Origin of the sequence: Rhizobium sp. BK212, assembly GCF_014197475.1 — a bacterium.
Lineage (GTDB): Bacteria > Pseudomonadota > Alphaproteobacteria > Rhizobiales > Rhizobiaceae > Rhizobium > Rhizobium anhuiense.
Map to the genome: position 1 here is coordinate 915786 of NZ_JACIFS010000002.1, position 16195 is coordinate 931980.

Below are 16195 nucleotides of genomic sequence, written 5' to 3' on the forward strand. Positions count from 1 at the left end.
CATCAGGCTCCGTGGGAAGAAGAGATAAGGTTTTTTCCGCCGAGCCGGGTGAGGCGGCCGGCGGCAATATAACTATCGACAAGCTGCCTTTCGGCCGCAAAAGGGTGCCATTCCCAGCCGGCATGGCCGAAGCCGGCGAGCGTCACCTCGGCATCGGCATATGTCTCCAGCACCTCGCCGATCACGATCATGCCGCTGCTCGGCACGACATATGGCTGCGGATCAAAAGCCGAAAGCGACACGTCGACGGCCTCGTGGATCGACTTGCCGATGACGACGTGCCTCTTGCCGGCATCGGCACAGAAGGCACTGAACTCATCGGTATAGTCGTCGCAGAAATCGTCGAGTTCCGGATGCGAGACGGCAAGCGGCGCGCGCAGCGCGGCGAATTTTTCCGGATCGCGCACGCTCCAGATCTCGCGCGCCGAAACGACGCCGGGATGGGCGCGCCACTCACGCGAACCGAGCATCGCTTTCGCCGGCCGGCCGGTATTGCAGACCGCGACGGCATCGGTGCGGCTGCCGCCGTCGCCATAGGAGCGACATTCGTTGAAGCGGACGACGAAATCGGCGGCATCGATGATGCCTGCCATCCCTTCTCCGACCTCACCATTGCCGACGATCATGATCTTCCTGATCACCTCAGTTGCTCATCGTGTCTTCGAGCTCTTTCAGCTCTTTCGTGCGTTTGTCCGTGATGTTGGCGAGACATCCGGCGACCAGCATCGGCTCCATCGTGCCGCCGCGGGCCTGAAAGCCGAAGGCGTCACATTCGGCGTCGCGATAATCGATCCAGGCGCGCTGCGCTTTGACCAGCGCCTGCTCCGCGCCCTTCATGTCGCCATCCAGGTCCTTGTCGATCGCCGCCAGGGCGGCGCGGGTCTTCTTGTATTGCGCATTCAGAGCCTTGTCGGCAGCCTCATGGCGCGCCGCCTCGCAGGCCGTCATGTCCGATTGCGTCTTGGGACTGTTGCAATCGATCTCCTCGGCGAAGGCGCTACCAGCCATGAGCAGCATCGCCGCTCCGACCAGGCAGATATTCAAACGCATGCGTTCCTCCCGACCATCGCTCTTAGAGCTTGCCCATCACCAGCTGGCGGAAGCCGTAAACCTCGCGCTTGCCGGAAAGCGGGATCAGCGTCACCGAGCGCGTCTGCCCCGGCTCGAAGCGCACCGCCGTTCCCGCCGGGATATCGAGCCGCTTGCCATGTGCAACAGCGCGATCGAAGGAAAGCCCGGCATTGGTCTCGGCGAAATGATAGTGGCTGCCGACCTGCACCGGCCGGTCGCCCGTATTGGAAACCTCCAGCGTCACCGTCTGCGCGCCGGCATTCAGTTCGATGTCGCCGCTTGCGGCAATGATTTCACCTGGAATCATCTCGTCCTCCTTAAGCCGCCTTGGGCGCACAGCCCTCGGCCTTCAGCACGCGCTTCGTCGACGCCGGATTTTTGGCAAGCATATCAACCGGCCGAATAGGCCTCGCGACGAGATTGCCGCCGCAGTTCGGGCAGACACCTTTCAGCACATCCTCGACGCAATCGGCGCAGAACGTGCATTCATAGGTGCAGATCCGTGCCTCGGTGCTGTCCGCCGGCAAATCCTTATCGCAGCATTCGCAATTGGGCCTGAGCTCCAGCATTCCTATCTCCTCACCGGATCGGCTCGTGCACGGTGACGAGCTTGGTTCCATCCGGGAACGTCGCCTCCACCTGCACGTCGTGGATCATCTCGGCAACGCCCTCCATCACCTGGCCGCGGCCGATCACATGGGCGCCGGCTTCCATCAGCTCGGCAACCGGGCGGCCGTCGCGGGCGCCTTCGACGACGAAATCGCTGATCAGCGCGATCGCTTCGGGATAGTTCAGCTTGACGCCGCGCTCCAGCCGCCGCCGCGCCACCATCGCCGCCATTGATATCAGCAGCTTGTCTTTTTCTCTCGGAGTGAGGTTCATTGCTTGCCCATCTGCTTCATATCTAGAACAGGATGATCCTGTTCTGCATTAAAGAGTTAGAGCCTGATGTCGTCCGAAAACCGCTCACACTTTTCGGCATCATGCTCCAGGTTCATAGATTCCAGACTTTCGGCACAGGCGCGCCATTGCGCAAGGCGGAAATGACCGGGATCAGGATTTTTCTGAGTGAGAATCCGTCGGCCGCCGCAAGGCGGACGACAAGCTTGCCATCCCAGGCGCTTGCACCGCCCATCGATCCTTCGACGAGCGGCCGGACCTTGGCGAGATAGGCTTCGGAAAGCGGTCCGGCATAAAGCAGCGTCGCAAAGGCCACCTGCCCGCCGAGCACGGCCTGCCGCGCGGCCAGCGCCGCCACGCCTTCGGAAAGCCTGAGTTCCTCGGCATGGATCAGTTGGCCCGAGCGGCGGATGCGCCAGCGGTCGCGGAACAGCCCGGTCTCCACCGCCTCCCCCATCGCCTTGCGGCCGAGCAGGACGGCTTCGACGGCCAGAAATTCGGCACTCTCGTCAAGATCGACATCCAGCCGGCGGAAAAGTGCGGCTCTATCGAAGAGGATCGTTTCCTGCGGCAGCCAGTCGACGCGAGCCTGGGCTCCGACCTTGATGCTGGTCGTCACCTCGGCGGTGCCGGCCGATGCCTTGTAAATCTTCTCGCAGGCCTGGGTGGTGACGTCGATGCGCGTACCGGCGCCGGCATCGACGCTCCAATCCATCCGGTCGCCGCCGGTGAGCCCGCCAGCGGTGTTGATGATGACGGCTTCCATGGAGGCATTGAAGGTATCAGGCAGGCGGATCTTCGCCGCTCCCTCCTGATAGAGCTCACGGATGCGCGTACGGCCATCGAACAGCTTTGCCGCCAGATGCCCGCGCCCCTCCGCTCTTTGCGGTCTCGTGCCTGCCGCCGCAATCGTCATATCGTCCCTTTCGGTCGCGCCTTTGATTTTCATTCAAGCGCGCAGATAGCAGAAAGCAAGCAATTCCCATGCCGTCCAGGATGCCCGCAGCAGATGCGGCAGATCTGCGAATTGCTGGGTCCCCTGCTGCAAAATGCGGCATCTGCCGGTCAGACGGTCAGATGACGGCGGGCCTCCGGCGTATCCAGCGTTTCGGCAAGCCCTTCATGCACGATCTCGCCGCGATCCATGATGTAGACGTAATCGGCGAGCTCCCGGCAGAAATCCAGATATTGTTCGACGAGCAGGATCGCCATGCCTGTGGAGTCACGCAAATAGCGGATCGCCCGGCCGATATCCTTGATGATCGAGGGCTGAATGCCTTCGGTCGGCTCGTCGAGCACGAGGATCTTCGGCCGCGTCACCATGGCGCGCCCGATCGCCAACTGCTGCTGCTGCCCGCCGGAAAGATCGCCGCCGCGACGCGACAACATCGACTTCAGCACCGGGAAGAGGCTGAAGATGTCGTCGGGGATGTTGCGGTCGCGGCGACCAAGCGGAGCGAAGCCGGTTTCGAGATTTTCCTTGACGGTAAGCAGCGGAAAGATTTCGCGGCCCTGCGGCACATAGCCGACGCCCTGCTTGGCGCGGGCAAAGGGCGGCAGACCGTTGAGTCTGGTGTCATTGAAGGTGATGGTACCCGCCGACAGCGGATGCTGGCCGGTAACGGCGCGCAGAAGAGAACTCTTCCCCACGCCGTTACGCCCCAGCACGCAGGTAATCTTTCCCATCTCCGCTTTGATCGAGATGCCGCGCAGCGCCTGGGCGGCGCCATAATGCAGATTTGCGTTTTCGACTGTCAGCATCCGTTCACCCATTCCCCATCAGTTCATTAGGCCACGCCTCAGCGTCTGCAGGGCGTGCTCCTGTTCCGTCGTTCTCTCGCCGCCGACCGCGGCCACGTCCTCGGCAATACCGATCAATTGCTGACGCTCTTGCATGTCGAGCGCCTCTATCCAGAGAGGCCGGAACCGGCGGATCGGATCTTCGGGACTGGTGACGTTCTTGGACGCCCACTCGCCGAAAACCAGCACCTCTTCCATGTCGCCCGGCCGGATGATGCCTTTCATGCGGTTGCGAACGACATCCTTCGCAGCGTCGACATACATCGGCTTTTCCTTGGCAAGGCAGAAGAAAAAGGCCACCGCCGCAATCGCCGGATCGGCGATCGAGGCCAGCGGCGCGACTTCGGCCTGCTTGCGAAACTTTTTGCGCTTATAAGCGCCCCGCATCCGCTCGACCGAATCGATGATCTCGTTTCCCGCTTCACGCGCCATTTTCAAACGCCAATACCAGACGACCGCGCCGCTGAGCGCCACAACCAGAATACCGAGAAAAGCCATGATGAAACCCCACAGTAAAACCCGCCCGTTTTAGAGCGTCTTCTTTTGTCAGGTTCAAGTCTCCAAGTTGCACTGATCACCGCCCCAGATAGTTCTCGATCACCTTCGGATCGGAACTGACAAAATCGATCGACCCTTCCGCCAGCACCGAGCCTTCGGCAAGGCACGTCACCTTGACGCCGAGGTCGCGGATGAAGCCCATGTCGTGCTCGACGACGACGACCGAGCGGGTCCTGGCGATATCCTTGAGCAGGACCGCCGTTTCCGCCGTTTCCGCATCGGTCATGCCGGCCACCGGTTCGTCGACCAGCAGGAGTTTCGGCTCCTGCGCCAGCAGCATGCCGATCTCCAGCCACTGCTTCTGCCCATGCGAGAGGTTGGCGGCGAATTCGTCACGGCGGTGCGTCAGCCGCACCGTTTCCAGGATCTCCTCGATGCGCGCCTTGTCCTCGCCCGAAAGCCGGTAGAACAGCGTCGGGAACACACCACGACGCCGGTTCAGCGCAAGCTCCAGATTGTCCCACACCGTATGGCTTTCGAAGACCGTCGGCTTCTGGAATTTCCGGCCGATGCCGAGCTGGGCGATATCGGCTTCATCCTTCTTGGTCAGGTCGATCGTGCCGTTGAAGAACACCTCGCCCTCATCGGGCCTGGTCTTGCCGGTGATGATATCCATCATCGTCGTCTTGCCGGCGCCGTTCGGGCCGATGATGGCGCGAAGCTCACCGGGCTCGATAACGATCGACAGCGAATTCAGCGCCTTGAAGCCGTCGAAGGAAACCGACACGCCGTTGAGATAAAGCACGCTGGTGGGTTTGACGTCGGGAATCACTGTGCTCACTCCGCTGCCTGGATTTTCGGCTCGATGTCGTCTTCTTCAGCCGCCGGCGGGGCAGCCTTGGAGACAAGCTTCTGCTTGCCGAGATATTGCGCAATCGTGCCGACGACGCCCTTCGGCAGGAACAGCGTCACGGCGACGAAAAGGCCGCCCAGCGCAAACAGCCAGATCTCCGGGAAGAGGCCGGTGAAGATCGTCTTGCCGCCGTTGACGAGGATCGCGCCGATGATGGGCCCGATCAGCGTCGCCCGCCCGCCGACCGCCGTCCAGATGACGACTTCGATCGAATTGGCAGGAGCGAATTCGCCCGGATTGATGATGCCGACCTGCGGCACGTAGAGAGCGCCGGCAATGCCTGCCATCATCGCCGAGACGACGAAGGTGAAGAGCTTGAAATGCTCGACGCGGTAGCCGAGGAAGCGCGTGCGGCTTTCGGCATCGCGCACGCCGACCAGCACCTTGCCGAATTTCGAGCGCACGATCGCCGAGGCGATCATCAGCGACAGGGCCAGGAAGATCGCGGTCGCCGCAAAGAGGCTCGCACGCGTGCCGTCCGCCTGGATGTTGAAGCCGAGGATGTCCTTGAAATCGGTCATGCCGTTGTTGCCGCCGAAGCCCATATCGTTGCGGAAGAAGGCCAGCAGCAGCGCATAAGTCATCGCCTGGGTGATGATCGAAAGATAGACGCCGTTGACGCGCGAGCGGAAGGCGAACCACCCGAAGACGAAGGCGAGCAGGCCGGGCACGGCGAGCACCATCAGCGCCGCAAACCAGAACTGGTCGAAACCGTACCAGAACCAGGGCAGCTCCTTCCAATTCAGGAACACCATGAAATCGGGCAGGACAGGATCGCCGTAGACGCCGCGCGAGCCGATCTGGCGCATCAGATACATGCCCATCGCATAACCGCCGAGCGCGAAGAAGGCGCCGTGGCCGAGCGAGAGGATGCCGCAGAAGCCCCAGACGAGATCGAGCGCCAGCGCCAGCAGCGCATAGGTCAGATATTTGCCGAACAGCGCCATGATATAGGTCGGGATGTGCAGCGGGTTGGTCGGGCCGGTCGCCAGATTGAGCACCGGTACGAGAATGGCGACCGCCAGCAACAGGGCGATGGCAATCGAGATCCTGCGATCGAGAGACCGGAGAAGGAAGGCCGTAATCACGCTTCCACCGCCCTTCCTTTGAGTGCGAAGAGCCCGCGCGGACGCTTCTGGATGAAGAGAATGATGAGGACGAGCACCAGGATCTTGCCGAGCACGGCGCCGGCGAAAGGCTCGAGGAACTTGTTGACGACGCCGAGCGAAAGCGCGCCGACCAGCGTGCCCCAGAGATTGCCGACACCGCCGAAGACGACGACCATGAAGCTGTCGATGATGTAGCTCTGGCCGAGGTTCGGCGAGACGTTATCGATCTGCGAGAGTGCGACACCCGCCATGCCGGCGATGCCGGAGCCGAGCGCGAAGGTGAAGGCGTCGACCCAGCCGGTCCGGATGCCCATTGAGGAGGCCATGCGCCGGTTCTGCGTCACCGCCCGCATCTGCAGGCCGAAGGCGGAACGCTTCAGCAGCATCAGCAGCGTCAGGAATACCACGACCGAAAAGACGATGATCCAGAGCCGGTTCCAAGTGATGGCAAGCCCGCCGAAATCGAAGGTGCCGGACATCCAGCTCGGATTGCGAACCTCGCGGTTGGTCGGGCCGAAATAGCTGCGCACCGCCTGCTGCAGGATCAGCGATACGCCCCAGGTGGCAAGCAAGGTTTCCAGCGGCCGGCCGTAGAGATAGCGGATGACGACACGCTCGATGATCAGGCCGACGAAGCCGGTGAAGATGAAGGCGGCCGGCACCGCAAAGGCCAGCGAATAATCGGCAAGCTCAGGAAAGGTCGAGGTGATGTATTCCTGCACGACATAAGTGGTGTAAGCGCCGATCATCACCATTTCGCCATGCGCCATGTTGATGACGCCCATGACCCCGAAAGTGATGGCAAGGCCGATTGCCGCTAGCAGCAGCACCGAGCCGAGCGACAGACCGTACCAGACGTTCTGGACGATATCCCAGAGCGCCAAGCTGCGGTTGATCGAGCTGATATGCGCCTGGATGACGGGCTTCAGATCTTCGGGCGCCGTTGTCAACGCCGTGGTCAGAATGGTCAGGGCGTCGCGACCGCCGCGGGCTGCGACCGTATCGATCGCCTCCTTCTTCTCGGCGGCGCTGACATCGCCCTTCAGCACCATCACGGCACGGGCCGCTTCCATGGTGCTCTTGATCTCGGCGTCCTTCTCATCCGCCAGCGCGGAATTAAGCAGATCGAGGTTGGCGGGATCGGCATCCTTCAGCAGGCCTTGAGCCGCAGCAAGGCGAGCGCCGCGATCGGGGCTCAGCAGCGTCAACTGGCTCATGATGGTGCCGATCAGGGTACGAACGGAATTGTTGATCCGGACTTTGGACATCATGTCGGGATCGAGATCGGCGACAGCCTCGCCGGTGATCGGATCGGAAAAGGTCAGCTCGTCTTCGGTGCCGCCTTGGACGAGAACTGGACCGCCCTCCTCGGAATTGACATAGAGCAGGCCGTCGCTCAACTGCTGCAATATCTGGCTGACATGCGCATCCTTCGAGGCGACGAGCGCCTTGATGGCGGCTTCGCGCTCCGGAAACCCGCCGGTGCCGAGCGCATCGACGAGGGCATGGATATCGTCCTGAGCCTTCAGGCCGGCCGTCAGCCCCGAGAGGGTCAGGCAAAGGGTCAAAAGAAAAATCTTGATGGCGCGATACATCGGCTTTCCCGCCTAACCAGAGCATAGTGTGAAATGCTCTATCTCAGTGTTCTCACGCAATTCCGGACACAGAACCGCTGTGCACCTTTGTTGGAATTGCTCCAGCGTTGCCTTCTCGGCAGCGACCGCCGGGGACGGAGCTTCCGCCCGGATTTGCAATCCGGACGGAAGTCTTCAGGCTCGTGTCAGATCAGCTCGCTCAGGAGCCCTTGCCGCCGCACTTGCCGGTCGCGACATTGAAGTTGCCGCAGGACATAGGCTTGCGCCAATCGGAGATCAGGTCCTTGGAGTCGGGCAGGTAGTCCGACCATTCGTCGCCGACGACGGCAGGCGTCTGTTGGACGATTTCGAACTGGCCGTCGGCCTGGATTTCACCGATCAGCACCGGCTTGGTGATGTGGTGGTTCGGCATGACGGTGGCATAGCCGCCGGAGAGGTTCGGAACGGTGACGCCGATGATGTTGTCGAGAACGGCATCGGTATTGGTGGTGCCGGCAGCCTGGACAGCTTTGACCCAGGCGTTGAAGCCGATATAGGCGGCTTCCATCGGGTCATTCGTCACGCGCTTGTCGTTCTTGGTGAACGCATGCCATTCCTTGATGAACTTCTTGTTGGCCGGGCTTTCGACCGACTCGAAGTAGTTCCAGGCGGCGAGATGGCCAACGAGCGGCTTGGTGTCGAGACCGGCAAGCTCTTCTTCACCGACCGAGAAGGCGACGACGGGAATATCGGTTGCCTTGATGCCCTGGTTGCCGAGTTCCTTGTAGAAGGGAACGTTGGCGTCGCCGTTGATGGTGGAGACGACGGCAGTCTTCTTGCCGGCCGAGCCGAATTCCTTGATCTTGGCGACTTCAGTCTGCCAGTCGGAGAAACCGAACGGCGTGTAGTTGACGAGAATGTCTTCCTTCGGAATGCCCTTGGCTTCGAGATAGGCTTCGAGGATCTTGTTGGTCGTGCGGGGATAAACGTAGTCGGTGCCTTCGAGCACGAAGCGCTTCACGCCTTCGGTGTTCATCAGGTAGTCGACGGCCGGGATCGCCTGCTGGTTCGGAGCCGCACCGGTGTAGAAGATGTTGCGCGAGGATTCTTCGCCTTCATACTGCACCGGGTAGAAGAGCAGCGAGTTCAGCTCTTCGAAGACCGGCAGCACGGATTTGCGCGAAGACGAAGTCCAGCAACCGAAGACGGCAGCGACCTTGTCCTTTTCGATCAGTTCGCGTGCCTTTTCGGCAAACAGCGGCCAGTCGGAAGCCGGATCGACGACGACGGCCTCGAGCTTCTTGCCGAGAAGGCCGCCCTTCTTGTTCTGCTCGTCGATGAGCATCAGCATGGCATCTTTCAGCGTCGTTTCGGAAATCGCCATGGTGCCGGAGAGCGAATGCAATACGCCGACCTTGATCGTGTCGTCGGCGGCAATCGCCCCGCTGAAAGCGGCCGATGCCGCCATGACGGCGCCGAGCGCAGCACCGGTGATAGTGGTTTTGAGATTCATCAGGTTGAGCCCCTCTTCTTGTTCCGCAACAGGCCGGAAACGGAGATTAACTGTTGCTTAAGGGACTATCGGGTGCTGCAGCGCAAAAACACATACGCAAAATGACGTAGGTGCGGGGGTCAAACAGACAGGCCGGGGCAGGAAGGGCATCCCACAGCAGCGATGCCCTGTCCGCTCGATACCGGAAATTATCCGTCGATCGTCAAGGTAACCGTTGTCGGACTGTAGGAGAGGCTCGCCTTGTGGCCGGAGACCGTGAGCTTGCCGAAGGTGCCGGTCACGGCATTCGCCTTCAAGATCTCGATCTTCGTTCCCGGCGTCGGGGCATAGCCATCGGCAAGCGTCACGTCGAGATCGCCGGCCAGCACCGCCTTGCCTGCGACGACCAGCGCGCCTGCGCCGTTAGCGCCGAGCGTCGGCTTCGCTGTCGCATTGGCGAGCTGCTGATAATCGCCGCTCACGGTCAACGGCTTATCGGCCGCCAGAACGAGCGAACCGCCATTGACCGTCAGCCCGCCGGTACCGAAGGCCGAGGATGAGCCGGCCACCAGCACGCCATCTTCCAGCACGGTGCCGCCGGCATAGCTGTTGGTGCCCGAAAGCCCGAGAATGCCGCTGCCGCGCTTCACCAGCTTGCCCTTGCCGCCGATACCGTTCCGCCAGGTATCGATCGCATTGAAACCGCCCTTTGCCGCGTCCATCGTCACGGTGACATCCTGCTCGAACGCGCCATAGCCATCGGCGGCGGCAAACAGGTTGAGACGGCCGTAGCCTTCCGCGTCGTCGATGAGCGGATAGCCCGATGCAATCGCCGTTGTGCCAAGCACATCACGGCGTTGCGCGCCGTCCAGATAGGGCAGACGCGTTTCGAGAAGCGCTTCGGCGCCCTGCGGCACGCGGGCCGGCTGATCGGTCGCATGGATCGTCGGCAGGCCGTAGGTCAGGCGCTTCAGTACGTAAGCGCGGTTGGCGTCATGATCGGCGAAACGGTCTGCCGCGAGCGGCGCTGCATGCGCGGCGACTTCGAGCGCACCCGCATCCGCAACGCCTGATTTGGCGATGAGCCATCCCTGCGCTTGGGCATACGCATCGCTCTTCAGCGCTGAGTTGTCGGCCTTGTTCAGATTGTAGACGACCGTGGCGGTGCCGAGCATGCGGCCGCCCATCACGTCGAGAGGAGAATGCATGCCGGCAAGGATGCGGTCTTCACCCAGTTCGCTGGCGCGCGTGATCATTTCCTGAAAGCGCTGCGGCACGAGATAGGCCATGGCCAGTGCATCCCGCCAGGCTTCCGCCGTATGCCCGCTCGGGAAACCGCCGTCTTCGACCGGCTTGCCGCTTTTGGCGGGCTCCAGCGTCGGGACGACCGACACGTCCTGACTCCAGCGATACGGACGGCCATATTTGAAATAGCGCTTGGCAGGCTCCGTCGAACCGTCGCCGCTTGCGGCGTTGATGAAGTCGATCGCAAGGCCCATGTCCGGGTTGGCATCGGTCTTGGTTTCCGCGTCCGGCTTGCTGCCGGCGCCGCGATTGTTGCCCTTATCGTCGTATTTGACCGTCGTCGCATCAGCCGCCACCTCGGTGATCGTGGTGGTCTGCTTCGAGCCGGCCTTCCAGGCATCCGTCAGCGGACCGAGACCATCGACGATGCTGGCATTCTTGCCGCGCCGATCGTCGAGATAGGCGGCCAACGCCTGATCGGCCGTCCGCGCCCGCGTCGCATTGACGACATAGGCGATGTTGGCGTCATGGACGGCCTGGTTGACGATATGGCCGTCGGTCTTGCTGGCGGGAATACCGTCCCAATCCGTCTTGGCAACCGCCGGACAATTGTCCTTGGCCGGGGCTTCGACACCCGCATCGACGAAAGGCGTGCGCGGGGTCCAGATTTCGAGGAAACCGGAGAGGAGGTGAACGGCGGCATTGGTGTCCGCCGTCGAGAAGCAGGCGTCACCACGTTTGTTGGTGTTTCCAGCCTCCGCATAAGGAACTTTCGCCGCCGTGGCCTGCTCGGCGCTGGCAAGCGATGGCACGATGGAAAGAAGGCAGACAAGGGCGGTGCTCAGGCGGCAAAGGCTTAAAACAGACATGGTGATACCCGAAATGGTTGAACGAACGCCGGGAGAGTTAGAGCGCTTATGTGACAGATCAATTGCAAAAATATTGCCATTCTGTGAACCGGCCGGCGCCTGCCTCTTGCCTTTCCCGCCCATCCCGCCAAAACTGCCGCAGAGACGATGAGCCCCAACCGGAATGCCGAAAGGAAGACATGGCAGCGCGCCAACGCATCATTCCGGTAAGACGCGAATATAATCGCTGGGTCGCCAACCAGACGCTGGAAGATTACGCGCTGCGCTTCACCGCCAAAAGCGCCCGCCATTTCTCCTCGCAGCGCATCTCGCAGACGGCGATCGGCGCGATTTCCTTTCTGGCGCTTGAGGCGATCGGCGGTGCGATCACCCTCTCCTACGGCACCACCAACGCCTTTTATGCCATTATCGTCGCCAGCATCGCCATGTTGGCGATCGGCTTGCCGATCAGCCGCTACGCCATCCGCCACGGCGTCGACATCGATCTCCTGACGCGCGGCGCGGGCTTCGGCTATATCGGCTCGACCATCACCTCGCTGATCTATGCGAGCTTCACCTTCATGCTGTTTGCGATCGAGGCATCGATCATGTCCGGGGCGCTGGAGCTTACCCTCGGCATCCCGCTCTGGATCGGCTACATCATCAGCGCCGTCATGGTGATCCCGCTCGTGACGCACGGCGTGCGGTTGATCAGCAAGTTCCAGCTGATGACCCAGCCCTTCTGGATCGTGCTGAATATCCTGCCTTTCATCTTCATCGCCTTTTTGGACTGGGAAAAATTCGATCTCTGGCGCGCCTTCGCCGGCATTCGCCACGCCTCAGGCCCGCCGGGCACCATCGCCGAATTCGATCTGGTCGAGTTCGGCGCGGCCTCCGCCGTCATCCTGGCGCTGATGTCGCAGATCGGTGAACAGGCCGACTTCCTGCGCTTCCTGCCGCCGGACCCGCAGCGCAAGTGGCGCCATCGCCTGGCGGTCTTTCTGGCCGGCCCCGGCTGGGTCATCATCGGCGCGCCGAAGCTGCTTGCCGGCTCCTTCCTGGTCGTGCTCACCTTCACCTCGGGCGTCCCCCTCGACCGCGCCGCCGACCCGGCGCAAATGTATCTGACCGCCTTCGGCTACATGGTCCCCTGGCACAATGCGGCGCTGCTGTTGATGGCCGCCTTCGTCGTCGTCTCGCAGCTGAAGATCAACGTGATGAACGCCTATGCCGGCTCGCTCGCCTGGTCGAATTTCTTCTCGCGGCTGACCCACAGCCACCCCGGCCGTGTCATCTGGCTGGTCTTCAACGTCGCCATCGCCCTGCTTTTGATGGAACTCGGCATCTACCGGCTGCTGGAGGAGACGCTCGGCATCTTCTCGATCATCGCCATGGCCTGGCTGTGCACGATCTCCGCCGATCTGTTCATCAACAAGCCGCTGGGGCTGGCTCCCCCCGGCATCGAGTTCAAGCGCGCCCACCTCTACGACATCAATCCCGTCGGCCTCGGCGCCATGACGCTGTCGGCGACGGTATCGCTGATTGCCCATTTCGGCGCCTTCGGCGAGATCGCCGCCTCGCTCGCTCCCTATATCACCCTGGTCATCGCGCTGATCGCGTCGCCCGTCATCGCCTGGGCGACCAAAGGCAAATTCTATCTCGCCCGCAAGCCGCGCCAGAGCTGGAAGAACCTGACGAACATCACCTGCTCGGTCTGCGAACACCCGTTCGAGCCGGAGGACATGGCCTGGTGCCCGGCCTATGCCGCACCGATCTGCTCGCTCTGCTGCTCACTCGACAGCCGCTGCCACGACATGTGCAAGCCGGCCGCCCGTTTCAACGCGCAGGTCGGCATCGTCGCTAAGGCGCTGCTGCCGGATACCATTGTCGGAAAGCTGACGACGCGCCTCGGCCGTTACGGCATCGCCGTCGTGCTGGCATTGACCGCCATCGGCGCGATCCTGGCGATGATCGCCCATCAGGTCGCCGCCGCCTCACCCGAGACGGCCGAGGTCGTCAACCGGACGATCCTCATCGTCTTCTTCGTCTTCTCGGTGATCTCAGGCGTCGTCTGCTGGTTCTATGTGCTCGCCCATGACAGCCGCGTCGTCGCCGAGGAGGAATCCTCGCGCCAGAACACGCTGCTGCTCAAGGAAATCGCCGCCCACAAGAAGACCGACGCCGCCCTGCAGAATGCCAAGGAGACGGCCGAGGCCGCCAACCGCGCCAAGAGCCGCTATGTCGTCGGGCTCAGCCATGAATTGCGCACGCCGCTGAACGCCGTGCTCGGCTATGCCCAGATTCTCGAGCGCGACGAGACCATCCCGGCGCCGCGCCAATCCTCGATCAAGGTCATCCGCCGCAGCGCCGAACACCTTTCCGGGCTGATCGACGGCCTGCTCGATATCTCCAAGATCGAGGCCGGCCGCCTGCAGGTCTATTCCAACGAGATCAACATCCAGGATTTCCTCGACCAGATCGTCGATATGTTCCGCCCGCAAGCGCAGGCAAAAGGGCTCGCCTTCATCCACGATCGCTCAGCCGCTCTGCCGCAATTCGTCCGCACCGACGAAAAGCGCCTGCGCCAGATCCTCGTCAACCTGCTCTCCAATGCCATCAAATTCACCGACGAAGGCAGCGTCACCTTCGATGTCGGCTATCGCAGCCAGGTCGCGACCTTCACCGTCGCCGATACCGGCCGCGGCATTACCGAGAAAGACCTGCCCCGCATTTACGAACCCTTCCAGCGCGGCGAGGCCGAAAGCGTGCGGCCGATGCCGGGGCTCGGCCTGGGACTCACCATCACCCGGCTTCTGACCAACACGCTCGGCGGCGAGATTTCGGTTTCGAGCGTGAAGGACGAAGGCTCGACCTTCCGCGTGCGGCTGATGCTGTCTGCCGTCATGCGCGTTGCGGCCGCGGCACCGCAGGAAAAGCGGATCGCCGGCTACGACGGCCCGCGGCGCACGCTCGTCGTCGTCGACGACAACGAAGACCATCGCGAGATGATGCGCGAAATCCTGGCGCCTCTCGATTTCATCGTGCTGACGGCGGCAGGCGGCGGCGAATGCCTGACGCTGATCGAGGGCATCATACCGGATCTTTTCCTCGTCGACATCCTGATGCCCGGGATGAATGGCTGGCAGCTCGTCTCGCGTCTGCGCGAGGCCGGTCAGACGGCGCCAGTGCTGATGCTTTCGGCCAATATCGGCGACGCGGCCGCTCTGATCGACAGTGACGACAGCCACAACGACGCGATCGGCAAGCCGGTCGACATCCGCCAACTGCGCGACAAGCTCGCCCTGCATCTTGGGCTGAAATGGATCTATGCCGACGCCGCTCCTGCCATTCCTGTCAAGATCGAAGCGCCGATGCTGAGCCCAGGTGCCGCCCATGTGCAGGAATTGCTGCGGCTTGGCGAAATCGGCTATATCAGAGGCATCGAAGCCAAGCTTTCGGATCTTGCCAAGGTGGAGGCAAATCAGCCATTCACCGAGCAGCTTCGCGTCTATGTCGCCGCCTTCGATCTCGCCGGCTTCATGACCTTCCTGCACGACTTCGACGAAAAGGTGGAATCCATTGGCTGAGCCGGCCCTGCCCCGCGACATAGTTCTGCTCGTCGACGACTCAGCCGAAGCGCTCGGCTTCTTGACCGACGCGCTCGAACAATCCGGCTTCTCCGTGTTGATCGCCACATCTGGCGCGGCGGCGCTCGGTATCGTCGAGCGCATCACCCCCGATCTCATCCTGCTCGACGCGGTGATGCCCAGCATGGACGGCTTCGAGACCTGCCGCCGGCTGAAGGCGAATGCCGCGGTGGCGCAGGTGCCCGTCATCTTCATGACCGGCCTGACCGAAACCGAGCATGTCGTGCACGCGCTGGAATCCGGCGGCGTCGATTATCTCAGCAAGCCGATCAACATCGACGAGCTGCGCGCCCGCATCCGCGTGCATCTGCGCAACGCTCGCTCGGCCCAAAGCGCCCGCATCGCGCTGGATGCAGCCGGCCGCCATCTGCTGGCAGTCAAGGGCGACGGCGCCATCCACTGGTCGACGCCGCAAGCGACACGGCTGGTCAATGCCGCCATGGGCAGCGATGACGGCATGGACATCGTCGTCCGCCATATCGCCGGCTGGATGCGCGACCGCGTCGCCGCAGTGCGTGACGGCATCATCTCGATCGCCCATGCCGGCCAGGCGGCGCTCCAGCTCGCCTTCCTCGGCGCGATCGGTCCCGACGAATATCTCTTCCGCCTCACCGCCGCCAATCAGCGCAGCGACGACGAGGTGCTGCGCCAGCGCTTCTCGCTCACCCAGCGCGAATCCGAAGTGCTGCTCTGGATCGCCAAAGGCAAGGCCAACCGCGACATCGGCGAAATATTGGGACTGTCGGCGCGCACGGTCAACAAGCACCTCGAACAGATCTACGTGAAGCTCGGCGTCGAGAACCGGGCATCAGCCGCCGTAAAGGCAACGCATGTGCTGCACGAGATGTGAGGAAACATCAAAAGTCCCCCTCTGGCCTACCGGCCATCTCCCCACCTGTTGTACGGCCCTGATACATAGCTGACAGGTGTTCGCAGACATGCCTGACACCTGGCCGTCGCAGTCCGCGTCTCTTCCGTGGCGATGCCCGGAGTTCTCCATCCGCCGTAACGCCTCCGGCATATCGGTTCGGCCTCGTGACGCCGAGCAAACCAGGAAAGAGAATGTAAACATTCAAAAAAAGAAGCCCGGTCGGAACC

15 protein-coding genes are annotated in these 16195 nt (G+C 62.2%); 2 read left to right on the forward strand and 13 right to left on the reverse strand.

Annotated elements, in window-relative coordinates; translation table 11 throughout:
* Positions 1-2 precede the first annotated feature (2 nt).
* The 13 genes from FHT79_RS09455 to FHT79_RS09515 form a co-directional block, all read right to left on the reverse strand.
* Positions 3-626: a hypothetical protein gene (locus tag FHT79_RS09455; RefSeq protein WP_025570367.1), complete on the reverse strand. Its 624-nt coding sequence runs from the start codon at positions 624-626 to the stop codon at positions 3-5.
* Between the two features lie 16 nt (positions 627-642).
* Positions 643-1050, reverse strand: a complete 408-nt coding sequence (locus FHT79_RS09460; protein ID WP_025570366.1) for a lysozyme inhibitor LprI family protein — start codon at positions 1048-1050, stop codon at positions 643-645.
* A gap of 22 nt (positions 1051-1072) precedes the next feature.
* Complete coding sequence (locus FHT79_RS09465; protein WP_025570364.1) at positions 1073-1378, reverse strand: urease subunit beta; 306 nt, start codon at positions 1376-1378, stop codon at positions 1073-1075.
* 10 nt (positions 1379-1388) lie between these two features.
* On the reverse strand, positions 1389-1640 hold the full coding sequence (locus FHT79_RS09470; protein WP_025570362.1) for a DUF1272 domain-containing protein: 252 nt from the start codon (positions 1638-1640) through the stop codon (positions 1389-1391).
* A 10-nt stretch (positions 1641-1650) separates the two neighbouring features.
* Positions 1651-1953, reverse strand: a complete 303-nt coding sequence (locus tag FHT79_RS09475) for an urease subunit gamma (RefSeq protein WP_025570360.1) — start codon at positions 1951-1953, stop codon at positions 1651-1653.
* A 112-nt stretch (positions 1954-2065) separates the two neighbouring features.
* Entirely contained in the window at positions 2066-2887 is an 822-nt protein-coding gene (locus tag FHT79_RS09480; RefSeq protein WP_025570358.1) for an urease accessory protein UreD, read from the reverse strand.
* Positions 2888-3036: 149 nt separating this feature from the next.
* On the reverse strand, positions 3037-3732 hold the full coding sequence (gene urtE / locus FHT79_RS09485; protein WP_025570357.1) for an urea ABC transporter ATP-binding subunit UrtE: 696 nt from the start codon (positions 3730-3732) through the stop codon (positions 3037-3039).
* Positions 3733-3750: 18 nt separating this feature from the next.
* The gene (locus FHT79_RS09490; RefSeq protein WP_025570355.1) at positions 3751-4269 is read right to left on the reverse strand and encodes a hypothetical protein; all 519 of its coding nucleotides are present in this window, start codon (positions 4267-4269) and stop codon (positions 3751-3753) included.
* 76 nt (positions 4270-4345) lie between these two features.
* The gene (urtD, locus tag FHT79_RS09495) at positions 4346-5101 is read right to left on the reverse strand and encodes an urea ABC transporter ATP-binding protein UrtD (RefSeq protein ID WP_025570354.1); all 756 of its coding nucleotides are present in this window, start codon (positions 5099-5101) and stop codon (positions 4346-4348) included.
* 5 nt (positions 5102-5106) lie between these two features.
* Positions 5107-6270: an urea ABC transporter permease subunit UrtC gene (gene urtC, locus FHT79_RS09500; protein ID WP_025570352.1), complete on the reverse strand. Its 1164-nt coding sequence runs from the start codon at positions 6268-6270 to the stop codon at positions 5107-5109.
* Positions 6267-7886 carry an urea ABC transporter permease subunit UrtB gene (urtB, locus tag FHT79_RS09505; protein WP_025570351.1) on the reverse strand — a complete coding sequence of 540 codons (1620 nt, stop codon included), beginning with the start codon at positions 7884-7886 and terminating at the stop codon, positions 6267-6269. The genes urtC and urtB overlap by 4 nt, the downstream gene beginning before the upstream one ends.
* Before the next feature lie 199 nt (positions 7887-8085).
* A complete protein-coding gene (gene urtA / locus FHT79_RS09510) occupies positions 8086-9378 on the reverse strand; it encodes an urea ABC transporter substrate-binding protein (RefSeq protein ID WP_025570349.1) in 1293 nt (430 codons plus the stop codon).
* A gap of 188 nt (positions 9379-9566) precedes the next feature.
* Positions 9567-11471 (reverse strand): phosphatase PAP2 family protein, encoded by a 1905-nt coding sequence (locus FHT79_RS09515; RefSeq protein WP_025570347.1) that lies wholly within the window; start codon positions 11469-11471, stop codon positions 9567-9569.
* Between the two features lie 179 nt (positions 11472-11650).
* Between FHT79_RS09515 and FHT79_RS09520 the strand changes: the two genes are divergently transcribed.
* Both FHT79_RS09520 and FHT79_RS09525 read left to right on the forward strand, forming a co-directional pair.
* Positions 11651-15037 (forward strand): ATP-binding protein, encoded by a 3387-nt coding sequence (locus FHT79_RS09520; RefSeq protein WP_183903292.1) that lies wholly within the window; start codon positions 11651-11653, stop codon positions 15035-15037.
* Positions 15030-15947, forward strand: coding sequence for a DNA-binding response regulator (locus FHT79_RS09525; protein WP_025570343.1), 918 nt, complete (start codon positions 15030-15032; stop codon positions 15945-15947). Before FHT79_RS09520 ends, FHT79_RS09525 begins: the two co-directional genes overlap by 8 nt.
* Positions 15948-16195: the final 248 nt, after the last annotated feature.

Excerpts from the sequence above, each read along its gene's own strand:
- FHT79_RS09455 (WP_025570367.1), bottom strand. The coding sequence starts at position 626 with ATGATCGTCGGCAATGGTGAGGTCGGAGAAGGGATGGCAGGCATCATC.
- FHT79_RS09460 (WP_025570366.1), bottom strand. The coding sequence starts at position 1,050 with ATGCGTTTGAATATCTGCCTGGTCGGAGCGGCGATGCTGCTCATGGCT.
- FHT79_RS09465 (WP_025570364.1), bottom strand. The coding sequence starts at position 1,378 with ATGATTCCAGGTGAAATCATTGCCGCAAGCGGCGACATCGAACTGAAT.
- FHT79_RS09470 (WP_025570362.1), bottom strand. The coding sequence starts at position 1,640 with ATGCTGGAGCTCAGGCCCAATTGCGAATGCTGCGATAAGGATTTGCCG.
- FHT79_RS09475 (WP_025570360.1), bottom strand. The coding sequence starts at position 1,953 with ATGAACCTCACTCCGAGAGAAAAAGACAAGCTGCTGATATCAATGGCG.
- FHT79_RS09480 (WP_025570358.1), bottom strand. The coding sequence starts at position 2,887 with ATGACGATTGCGGCGGCAGGCACGAGACCGCAAAGAGCGGAGGGGCGC.
- urtE (WP_025570357.1), bottom strand. The coding sequence starts at position 3,732 with ATGCTGACAGTCGAAAACGCAAATCTGCATTATGGCGCCGCCCAGGCG.
- FHT79_RS09490 (WP_025570355.1), bottom strand. The coding sequence starts at position 4,269 with ATGGCTTTTCTCGGTATTCTGGTTGTGGCGCTCAGCGGCGCGGTCGTC.
- urtB (WP_025570351.1), bottom strand. The coding sequence starts at position 7,886 with ATGTATCGCGCCATCAAGATTTTTCTTTTGACCCTTTGCCTGACCCTC.
- urtA (WP_025570349.1), bottom strand. The coding sequence starts at position 9,378 with ATGAATCTCAAAACCACTATCACCGGTGCTGCGCTCGGCGCCGTCATG.
- FHT79_RS09515 (WP_025570347.1), bottom strand. The coding sequence starts at position 11,471 with ATGTCTGTTTTAAGCCTTTGCCGCCTGAGCACCGCCCTTGTCTGCCTT.
- FHT79_RS09520 (WP_183903292.1), top strand. The coding sequence starts at position 11,651 with ATGGCAGCGCGCCAACGCATCATTCCGGTAAGACGCGAATATAATCGC.